Here is a 10,417-nt window from a genome sequence, read left to right as displayed (position 1 = left end):
CCACACTGGCGCATAGAGCGCGGGGTCGAGTTCATCGGGTCTGGATTTGAGCTGTTCGATGACGCTGGCTGCGAGGCGATTACGATAGGCTGTGGTTTTGATGATGCGGTCCGAGCTATCGTATTGCAGGCGTTTGACCGAACCATCACCGAGGATGGTTTGCACTTTGCGCCCGCCCGCATCGTAAACCGACCATTCCCAGAGGTCTTCAAGATGCGCTGCGGGACGGATTTCTGAGGCCTCAATCTCATCATGAGGGTCAGTTAAACGATTAAGCTGAGCGGTTGTGAGCGCGTTACCGTATCGCACGCTGGCAATGAGACGACCATTATTATCATAGCGGTATTCGGCCATTTCCCCGGTCTGAGAGATATCAGCAATTTTACGCCCGACATGATCGTAAAGATAGAAGGTATGATGACCTAAGCCATTTTGAGTATAGCGGATCTGCCCGCGATCATCATAGGTATAAGTCAGGGTCGTATCTTGAATAGAACTCGCGCTGAGGGTCGTTGAAATCAACTCCCCGGCTTTGTTAAAGACCTGGGTGGTTGTTAGGCCTGCAGCCGTAATGATTTGAGTAGAATTGGCGCTATCATTGAACACCATGCGTGTTGTGCCGGTGACAGAATTGCCCGACAACACCAAACGCCCCATGCCGTCATAGACAAAACTGTCCTCAGCCCCGCTCCCATTGCTCTTGGTGCCGGTTTTACGCCACAGCAATTTACCCGTTTGATCATGGACAAAATAACTATGGGTATAGCCTTCATCGGTCGCCGCATGGCCAAGGGCATTTGCATAGCCAAAATTGACGCTCTCAACGACATTCCCGCGGGCATCATAACGCGTTTCAGAGACTTGAACGGAATAGAGATCGCCTAAACCGGCCTTCCAGGCCTCCATCTGGGCTAAGCTCGGGACGTCCGCACCTTTGGGATAGGTATGCTGCGTAAAGGCCCGGCTAAAGCGTAGCTCGCCTTCAGAGGAGTATTCATACTCCATAACATGACCTTCGGCGCTGATCGCAAAGCGAACATGACCCTCAGCGTCATACACAAACCGCTTGTGTGAAGTAACAGACGAGTCGTCGCTTATCCCTGTTGGCGCTTCAGTTTCGCGGATTATTTGGTTCTGCGCATTGTATGTCCGCAGTGTTGCATTGCCATTAGGATCAAGGGTGCGGATAAGATTGCCACTTTCGTCATAATCGAAGCTAGTCACCGCCCCAGAGGGATCAATAACCCGTGCCACCTGGTCAAAATCTGCACTTTGCCCGCCATCATCCTTATACTCATAGCGTGTTGATTGGGGTTCTGCGCCGGCATAGGCGGGAGGGCTGTCGATTTGAGTGAGGCGATTAAGGTCATCATAATGCAAGGTGGTTTGTTGGCCGGCCGGATCGATGACGATGGTTTTATTATCTTGATAATTATACTGTGTCGTACGGACTTCACTGGCATTGATGTGCTGTTTGGTACGGGTCACCCGGCCATAATTGTCATAGCTAATCTCTAGCTTTGAGCCATCGCTCTGCGTGATGGAGGCGACTTGCTTGGTATTGCCATGATAGGTGTAGGTTGTGGTATAGACCTTACCATCCGCGATGGTGTTATCATCGGGGCTCAGATCTGTGCTCACCTGGATCAGGCGGTTCTGACCATCATAGCCATAGCGTGTTCGCGTCAGGGTTTTATCAACCCCTGTAACAAGATCTCGGTAATGATGCGTGATGGCGGTAATATTATTACCGCTCCAGATATATTCACTCCAACTGCCATCCTGGGTCGTGATACGCGCCAGCTTGCCATTGAGATAACCAAAGGTCAGCGTATTGTTATCGCGATCCGATTTGGCGACGATCAGCCAATCATTGCCGCCTTGTTGAGCATAAACCTCTTGGGTTTGGCTGTCGCCATCGGTCCAGGTCCATTGCCCTGCGGCAAAGCTTAAGCGGTCATGGGCTCCCGCACCGTCTTGGGTTTGATAATAAGAGCCATTCCAGGTGTAGGTGATCACGGAGCCATCAGAAGAGACGCGCTGGACGGTGCTATCGGGCGTGTTCACCGTTCCAGTTAAGCCAAGAATGCGTCGATCGGTACTTTGCCGCCAGTAATCGCCATTATCATCATAGGCCCCAAGCGAGTTATAAGTGCGCGAGATCGCGACATCAGGCCCGCGCCCCACCAGAAACTCATCTTGTTGATTGATCAGAAGATTGCCCGTTGCGCCATTGAGAAGGATTTTCTCGTTATTGCGCCCTAAAGCCCCCGAGCCCAGAAGACCAGCCCCGCCTAAAGCCGCGCCAGACCCACGCTCCATGCCTGCACCCAGGCCCGTAAAAATCGCAACCATGATCAATCCCCTTCTCATCACCCGTGCACGCCCGCACGAAAACTCACAGAAGGTTAGTCGTCACTTTTCCCAAATTTGTTCAGTAAATAATCGCGTTCAATGAAAAAAATTGTTAAATGGCAGAAAAATCAGAGGATTAAGGCGCACCATAATTGTGTCAGAAATATTTGGGGCGGATGAAGTTATCAGTCGTCCATAGCGCGAGCTTTCATCTCTCCCTAAACACTAATCCCGCTTTAATGCGGCTTGGCCCGCGGTGCGTAAAAGCTGGCCGATGGCTTGAAACTGGGTGGTGCTTTCGCTGTGGGGTCGCCAGATGAGGGCAATCAGACGGCGTGCGCCGGGATCTTTAATCTCGCGAAACACCAGGCTTTCATCGCGTTCGGCTTCGCAGCGCACATAAAGCTCTGGCAAGATTGCAATACCCGCCCCCAGGGCCGCCATTTGGCGGATGGTATCGAGGCTGGTGCCTTCATAATCGGTACTGAGATGGGCTTCAAACTGATCGGCGAGGCGGTGCACTAGCAAGGTCAGGCGGTGGCCCATCCCCAAGGATAAAAGTTCGCGGTGACGCAAGGCCATAGGGTCCAACGGGCCTTTATCTTGGGCCAGATCATCATCGGGGGGCATGCACGCCCATAACCGCTCTTCAAAGAGGGAAAAATGCGGCGAGCCGGGATGATCATCGGGGCAGGAAATGACAAAGTCAAACCGGCCATCTTGCAGCTTTTCTTCCAACTCAAACGGGCGCTCATCGCGAATACTCAACCGCAAATGGGGGAAGTCGTGATGGAGCGCCTTGGTACAGCGCGGTAACAGATAAGGCCCGATCGTGGGCAGAACCCCTAAGCGAAAACGCCCAACTACACTTTGTCCGTGATGCTGAGTAAATTCACGCAAGTCTTCAACCTGGCGCACGATGGCGCGTGCGCGCCGTACCACTTCCTGACCCATCGGCGTCAGGAAAGCGCCTTGGCGGCCCCGCTCAAAAATTTGCGCTTTAAGATAGCTTTCCGCCTCCTGGATCTGCACGGAGAGGCTGGGCTGGCTAACCCCGGCGCGCAGGGCCGCATCACTAAACCGGCCGGTTTCGGCCACGGCGATGATATATTCCAATTGGCGCAGGGTCGGGCGCATTATAGCTTTTTCCTATTCATATTATCTTGTTTTTATATTTTATCTAATCAACCGCTGGCGATAGTGTCAACTCATCAAGACCGCAGATCGCCTTCCCCCGGTCTCTGCGCTTGCGATACCCATCCCTTGAGCGCGAAAACGCTCAAGGAGAGTGTTACATAAAGGTTGATTATCAATCTCTTGGGTCCGAACCTACGTCCTCTCAGCCAAGCAGTGGGCGGATCCAGATATGATCCCAGGTGAGTTCCCCCTCACCTGGGATCGGCTTTTTTACGAAACCGCATGACAAAGGCTCGTCTCATGACCCGCGCTCTTTCACGCCTGCAAGACTTCATCCGACTGGAAAGCTCGGCAGGGATCGTATTGATGGTGGCTGCCGCCTTGGCCTTGATCATCAGCAACTCCCCGCTTTCCGGGCTATATTCAAGTTTTCTAAGCTTGCCCCTCGCGATCAGTGCGGGCAGCTTTGCCATTGATAAGGCTTTGATCTTGTGGATCAATGACGGCCTGATGGCGGTGTTTTTCCTGCTCGTCGGGCTGGAAATCAAACGCGAGATCTTAACCGGTCAGCTGTCAAATCCGAAGACCTTGGCCCTGCCGGTGCTGGCCGCGATTGGCGGTATGGTCGTTCCGGTTCTGATTTATCTCAGCTTCAATATAGACAGCGACTTAACGCGTGATGGCTGGGCGATCCCGGCCGCAACCGATATTGCTTTTGCGCTTGGCTTATTGGCTCTATTGGGCACGCGTGCGCCGGTCAGCCTCAAAATCTTGCTCTTGGCCATTGCCATTCTGGATGACCTTGGGGCCATCACGATCATTGCCCTGTTCTATACGGACAATCTGTCTTTGCAGGCGTTAAGCCTGGCGGGGGCCTGTCTGGTCGCCATGCTCGCTCTTAATCGCTTTGGGATTAAAGGTTTAACGCCTTACATTCTGTTGACCATCGTGATGTGGGTCTGCGTTCTGAAATCGGGCGTCCATGCGACCCTGGCCGGTGTGTTGGCGGCTTTCATCATCCCCCTCAAAGGTAAGCAGGACAGCGATAAGGGGCCTCTCTATCATCTGGAGCACACGCTGCACCCATGGGTGGCCTTCATGATCCTACCGATTTTTGCCTTTGCCAATGCCGGGGTATCGCTCAGCGGGTTAAGCCTGGAAACCTTATTGACCCCGGTGACACTGGGTATTGCCGCAGGCTTGTTCCTGGGTAAGCAAGTGGGCGTCTTCGCCTTCACGGCTTTGGCCATTCTCTTGAAAATCGCCCCCAAGCCTGAAGGCGCCGGTTGGCTCCATCTTTATGGGTTGGCGTGCTTAACCGGGGTTGGCTTTACGATGTCCTTATTCATTGGCACGCTCGCCTTCCAGGATCCGGGCTATATGGACCAAGTGCGCCTTGGGGTTTTAAGCGGGTCTTTGGCCTCCGCCTTGATGGGGGTTGGGCTTCTGTTGATCGCGTCACAGCCGAAACGGTCTGAATCCGCAAAGGAGGCGGTTTCTATATGATTGATATCAATGGTCTTATCACGGCGCTACAAACCGATCCTTCAACGCGAAAAACGGCGATGGTCGGCGGCGGGGCCGCTCTGGCGGGATTGGCCGCCGGCATGTTGACCGGAAAGTCAGGGCGCAAATTCGTCGGCAAGGCAGCCAAATATGGCGCGGTCGCGGCTTTAGGCGGGCTGGCCTATCACGCGGTCACCAAGATGCGTACACCTGCGGCTGGGGCCTCAGAGGCAAGCGCGGGGGCTCCGGCCGCTGCGCCTGCCACGCCCATGCCAGCGGTTGATTATGACGCCGCGCCAGAGAATACGGCCTATCTACCGGCAGCGGGCGATCACATTGCCTTTGATGCGCGGGCGAAATCCCTCGTTCGCGCCATGATCAGTGCCGCCAAGGCCGATGGCGAGATCAGCGCCCAGGAGCGCGCGATCATTCAAGAGCGCATGGCCGCCTTTGAGCTTAATGGCGAAACACGCACCTTTGTCGAGCTGGAATTGGTCAAGCCCCTTAACCTTGATGAGGTGACGCGCGATGTTGAAGGGGTGGAGCATGCCGCGGAAGTCTATGCGGCCTCTCTGGTAGCGATTGATGATCAAGGCCCGGTTGAAAAAGCCTATCTGGGTCTTTTAGCAGCACGCTTGCGTCTTGAGCGCGAGGTGGTTGACGACATCCACACCGCAGCGCGTTCTTCTTGATCCTAAAGGGGGCTTTGCCCCCTTTTCTTTGAGGCTTTTAATATGGATATTCTTTCTTTAGCCAGCAGCAATCTGCTCTCACCGCCGGTTTTATTCTTCTGCTTAGGGCTTTTCGCCGCCTTTATCCGTTCAGATCTGACCCTGCCCGAAGCCATCGCCAAAGGGCTATCGCTGTATCTGGTGATGGCGATCGGGTTTAAAGGCGGGGTGGAGATGATCCATTCCGGGCTATCTTTATCCCTTCTTTTCCTCGTGGCCGCCGGGATTGTTTTATCGGCGGGCTTGCCGGTCCTTGGCTTTGGCCTACTGAAAACCACGACCGGCCTTAATCGCACCGATTGTGCGGCGATCAGCGCCCATTATGGTTCGATCTCGATTGTGACTTTCATTGCGGCCAGCGATGCCTTGACGGGTATGGGCCAGCAGACCGGCGGATATATGGTTGGGATCGCCGCCGCCATGGAGGCCCCGGCGATTTTAACCGGTCTGCTTCTCGCGGGGGCTCAAGGCCGCAAAAAAGACGCGGCTCATGCGCAAAGCCATCAAGGCCATATTCTGCGCGAAGTTTTGGCCAATGGCTCTGTGGTGTTGCTGATCGGCAGCTTCATCATTGGCATGATCGTCGGGCCGGAGGGCATGGCACCGGTGAAGCCTTTCTTCAGTGACATCTTCCGCGGCGTGTTGTGTCTGTTCCTCTTGGACATGGGCCTCTTGGCAGGCCGTGGGCTCTTGAGCCAATTTCGCTTGCTTCAACCCAGCTTATTGGCGTTTGGGATTTACATGGCTCTCATCGGGGCGGGCTTAGGTCTAGCCAGCGCCAAGCTCTTAGGCCTTAATCCGGCCGATGGGGCCTTGTTGATGACTTTATGTGCCTCAGCCTCCTATATCGCGGTTCCGGCCGCCTTGCGTCTGGCGCTACCAAAGGCGCAACCGGCCCTCTCCTTAACGCTATCGCTTGGATTGACTTTCCCGTTTAACCTCATCCTCGGCATTCCGCTTTATGTGCGGGTCGCGGACTTTGTGCTCTAAGAGGGGGCAGATATGGATATGACCCATTGGCGTCTTGAATTGATTGTTGAGCCGCCTGTGATCAAGCCTATCGAAAGCGTGCTCACCCAATGTGGGGTGAGCGGGTGGACCGTCTTGCCTGCGCTTTCTGGATCCGGCCATAACGGTGCGTGGAGCCGTAAGGGCCAAATCATTGATGTCTCACAACGCCATATTCTGGTGACGATCTTAACGCACGATCAATGGTCGGCGGTGAAAACCGCCCTCGCCCCGGTCATTGAAGACAATATCGCCTTTGCCAGCCTCTCCCCCGCGGCCCTGGCATTTAAAGACTGATCCTGCACGCGAGGCCGGGCTGAGCTTGGCCCCGCGTGCTTGTCTTGCTGTGTGAGAGCCCGATCGCGCGTCATGATTGTCAAGCATCATCGTCGTTTGGGAGCCCTTAGCCGCTGACTTCATCTATAATAGGCAGATGTCGGTCCGCTATCACGTTAGCGCCGGGACAATGTTCTCTTACATCTCTGTGGCGGGGCGCTCAATTGCGCGCCAGCGTGTGGGCGAGTCTTAATACCGATCAGCCCAGAGTTTTCACCTCGTGGTTCGTTCTCAACCAGTATGCATAGCCTGCGGCGTCAATCTCGCCTGCGGCCAGCTTAACCACGATTATGACCGTATCCGCTTCAGAAGCGGTCAAGCGAAGACCATTGATGGCGAGGAAAACAACGCTTGTCAGAAAGGCGGTGCGTTTATTCCCATCCACAAAGGGGGGATTGCGGCAAATCCCTTCGGCGTAAAGGCCGGCCAGGACGCAAAGGTCGCTTTCGCCATAATGGAAGGCGTTCACGGGGCGCATCAGAGCGGTTTCAAGGCCGCAAAGATCTCTCAAGCCTTCAGCACCCTCGTGTTCAGCGATCTGTTCATCATGGATGGCGAAGACAACCTCTTTCATGACCCACTTCATCGGGCTTACTTGGCCAATTCTCGCAGCGCATTTCGGTAGTGCTTCATGGTTTCACGCGCCGCTTCCATTTGTTCTTCAAACTCAGGATCATACGGCGTGATGCGATAACCTTCAGCCGTCTTGATGATATGGACACTATCGCCTGCCGCCAGCTTCATATCACTCAAGATGTCTTTGGGCAGGACCACGCCCACAGAATTGCCAATTTGACGAAGCTTCAGACTTGTCATACTCGCCTCCGATTGCTCTTAAAGTTATAACTTTTGTTGATCCTTGGATCAATCTAGAGGCAGGCGCGCTACGTGGCTTAGCTCTTAAGTCTATTATCCAGGGTGAGAGCCGCTCACTCCCAAAAGCCTGGGGGCTGGCATGTCTCATCCTCGCGCAGTGCGCGCGGCCAGGTTTCGTCATGACCCAGATGGTCTTCACCGATTAAAGCGCGCGTGGCGAGTGAAGCGGTACTGATCACCCCCACACCGCCATCGATCAACGCGCTAATCCCATAATCAATGACTTCATCTTCGGTGACGCCAGGATAAAGAAAGACTTCAAGCCCTGCGGCTTGCGTCTCTATACGCGCGAGCACGTGAGAGCCCTTATGGGCTTGGTAATAGCGTGCAGTAAAACCGCTCGCTTCACCCGGTTCGATATGACTGAGAATCTGTTTCTGGCATAAAGGATCGCCCCAGGTCCAAAGATCGCTGGTTTTATAATCGCGCTGATCAAGCGTATAGCCCAAATGGATGAGATAACCGCAAGCGCTGTCTGGCTGATCCTCGCAGGCGCGGATTTCCATCTGACTGCCATCGCCATGAATGCGCCAACGCCCTTCAAGCGCGCTGAGCGGAGTCTCTTGACTATGTGAAGCCGCATCAGGGCTCTGCGCAACGAAGACTACGGCCAGAACCAGTCCACTCCAACCCATGTCGAGCCCCATCGCCCCCTCCCCTTCATGATCCTATACGGGCCTTAAGAGGGCCGAGCATTGCGACCATTCAAAGGCGAAAAGGGATGAGGATTGGGGCTAAACCCGCGCCTCTAAGGTTTTAACCGCTTCAAACTGGCTGAGAAACACCTGGCCATTGAGGTGGTCAAGAAAGTCGGTGCGTTTCAGGCCGTCCATGACGGGGCCCTTGACCTCTGAGAGATTAAGGGTGACGCCGGCATCTTTCAGGCGGTGATTGATCGCTTCCAGGCTTTCCAACCCACTAGCATCAATCCGATTGACCGCCGGGCACATCAAGATGAAATGCTTAACCTGGGGCTGTTCGGCAAGGAGCTGGTAAATCGTCTCTTCCAGAAAGCGGGCATTAGCGAAATAAAGGCTTTCATCGACCCGCACGGTTAAAATCTTCGTCTGGGTCAAGACGTCGTGGCGCTTGATATTGCGAAAATGCTCAGTGCCGGGGACTTGGCCGACAATGGCAAAGTGAGGTTTGGAGGTGTTATAGAGATGAAGAATCAAGGATAGCCCCACCCCGGTCAGGACGCCGATTTCGACCCCGAAGCTTAAAGTAACTGAGATGGTCGCGCCCATGGCGGCAAAGTCGGCTTTGGAATAGCGCCAAACCTTGAAAATCTCCGCGATGTTAACCAGGGAGAGGACCGCGACGATAATCGTTGCGGCCAAAACCGCTTGAGGCAAGAAATAGAGATAAGGCGTCAGGAACAGCGTCGCGAGTGCAATGCCAATCGCGGTGAAAACGCCGGCAGCGGGTGTTTGCGCGCCCGCATCGAAATTGACCGCCGAGCGTGCCAAGCCCCCGGTGACGGGATAGCCAGAGGAGAGCCCCGCGCTGAGGCTGGCGGCACCCAGGCCTATAAGTTCCTGGTTCGGGTCAATTCTTTGACGGCGCTTGGCCGCTAGCGTTTGCGCCACGGAGACCGATTCCACAAAGCCGATGAGACTGATAAGGGCGGCCGAGCCCGCCAGCTGCATCCACAGATCCGCGTCAAAACGGGGAAGGCCAAGCGTGGGGAGATCGCGCGGCACCGCGCCCAGCACCTTCACCCCGGCCCCGTCTAGATGAAGTCCCGCGACCAGAAGAATACTGGCGATGACAGCAAAGACCGGCCCGGCGCGCGTAATAATCGCAGCGAGCTTTTCGCCCATGCCGAGCTTAGCCAGCAGCGGCTTTAATGCCCCGCGCATCCAGAAGAGAAAGATTAAAGCCCCCGCGCCGATGGCCAAGGTGGGCCAATTGACATCGCCAAGATGGGTGATCAGGGAGAAGATAATCTCAAACAGGGTATGACCGTGAGCCGAAACGCCCAGAATGTGTTTAAGCTGAGAGGCCGCGATTAACACGCCCGATGCGGTAATGAAGCCTGAAATCACCGGATGGCTGAGGAAATTGGCTAAAAACCCCATGCGCAACAGGCCCAGGCCCATCAAGAACAGGCCCGAAAGCACCGCCAGGATCAAAGCCGCCTCGATATAGCCTTCACTGCCTGCTGGCGCGATCTTGCCCGCGGCGGCGGCCGTCATCAGGGATAAGATCGCCACCGGCCCAACGGCCAGGGTGCGACTGGTGCCAAACAGCGCATAGGCAATCAGCGGCAGGATCGAGGCATAGAGCCCGATCTGCGGCGGCAAACCCGCCAGCATCGCATAGGCCAAGGATTGCGGGATCAACATGATGGTGACGATCAAGGCCGCCATGCCATCATTGATCAAGGTCTCGCTGCGATAGGTTTTGATCCAATCCAGGATGGGAAAATACGGGCTGAGGCGCATGGCATTCGGCCTAAATATGGG

Annotated in this window: 9 protein-coding genes and 1 pseudogene; 4 read left to right on the top strand and 6 right to left on the bottom strand. The window is 55.0% G+C overall.

The window, feature by feature from the left end:
- Positions 1 to 2,355 (bottom strand): annotated as a pseudogene (locus tag H151_RS16550) (hypothetical protein); the annotation flags it as partial.
- Between the two features lie 225 nt (positions 2,356 to 2,580).
- Positions 2,581 to 3,492 carry a hydrogen peroxide-inducible genes activator gene (locus tag H151_RS16545; protein ID WP_019962244.1) on the bottom strand — a complete coding sequence of 304 codons (912 nt, stop codon included), beginning with the start codon at positions 3,490 to 3,492 and terminating at the stop codon, positions 2,581 to 2,583.
- 300 nt (positions 3,493 to 3,792) lie between these two features.
- Here H151_RS16545 and nhaA point away from each other — a divergent pair, with 300 nt between their 5' ends.
- From nhaA to H151_RS16535, 4 genes are read left to right on the top strand one after another with little or no spacing between them, the layout of a single operon-like run.
- On the top strand, positions 3,793 to 4,998 hold the full coding sequence (nhaA, locus tag H151_RS0113715; protein WP_019962243.1) for a Na+/H+ antiporter NhaA: 1,206 nt from the start codon (positions 3,793 to 3,795) through the stop codon (positions 4,996 to 4,998).
- Entirely contained in the window at positions 4,995 to 5,690 is a 696-nt protein-coding gene (locus tag H151_RS16540; protein ID WP_019962242.1) for a tellurite resistance TerB family protein, read from the top strand. The genes nhaA and H151_RS16540 overlap by 4 nt, the downstream gene beginning before the upstream one ends.
- Before the next feature lie 42 nt (positions 5,691 to 5,732).
- A complete protein-coding gene (locus H151_RS0113705) occupies positions 5,733 to 6,719 on the top strand; it encodes a sodium-dependent bicarbonate transport family permease (RefSeq protein WP_019962241.1) in 987 nt (328 codons plus the stop codon).
- A gap of 12 nt (positions 6,720 to 6,731) precedes the next feature.
- Positions 6,732 to 7,034: a P-II family nitrogen regulator gene (locus H151_RS16535; RefSeq protein WP_019962240.1), complete on the top strand. Its 303-nt coding sequence runs from the start codon at positions 6,732 to 6,734 to the stop codon at positions 7,032 to 7,034.
- Positions 7,035 to 7,272: 238 nt separating this feature from the next.
- Here H151_RS16535 and H151_RS0113695 read toward each other — a convergent pair whose 3' ends face one another.
- The 4 genes from H151_RS0113695 to H151_RS0113680 all read right to left on the bottom strand — a co-directional run bounded on the left by H151_RS0113695 (position 7,273) and on the right by H151_RS0113680 (position 10,396).
- The gene (locus H151_RS0113695; RefSeq protein ID WP_019962239.1) at positions 7,273 to 7,647 is read right to left on the bottom strand and encodes a type II toxin-antitoxin system death-on-curing family toxin; all 375 of its coding nucleotides are present in this window, start codon (positions 7,645 to 7,647) and stop codon (positions 7,273 to 7,275) included.
- Between the two features lie 17 nt (positions 7,648 to 7,664).
- Entirely contained in the window at positions 7,665 to 7,889 is a 225-nt protein-coding gene (locus H151_RS0113690; RefSeq protein ID WP_019962238.1) for an AbrB/MazE/SpoVT family DNA-binding domain-containing protein, read from the bottom strand.
- A gap of 113 nt (positions 7,890 to 8,002) precedes the next feature.
- A complete protein-coding gene (locus tag H151_RS0113685; protein ID WP_156823517.1) occupies positions 8,003 to 8,584 on the bottom strand; it encodes a hypothetical protein in 582 nt (193 codons plus the stop codon).
- Positions 8,585 to 8,683: 99 nt separating this feature from the next.
- Positions 8,684 to 10,396, bottom strand: a complete 1,713-nt coding sequence (locus H151_RS0113680; RefSeq protein ID WP_019962236.1) for a SulP family inorganic anion transporter — start codon at positions 10,394 to 10,396, stop codon at positions 8,684 to 8,686.
- Positions 10,397 to 10,417 lie beyond the last annotated feature (21 nt).

It is taken from the genome of Woodsholea maritima DSM 17123 (genome assembly GCF_000382325.1).
In the GTDB taxonomy this organism is placed as follows: Bacteria; Pseudomonadota; Alphaproteobacteria; order Caulobacterales; family Maricaulaceae; genus Woodsholea; species Woodsholea maritima.
Note: the sequence above shows the minus strand (reverse complement) of the source record. Positions and strands in the feature narration are given on the sequence as shown.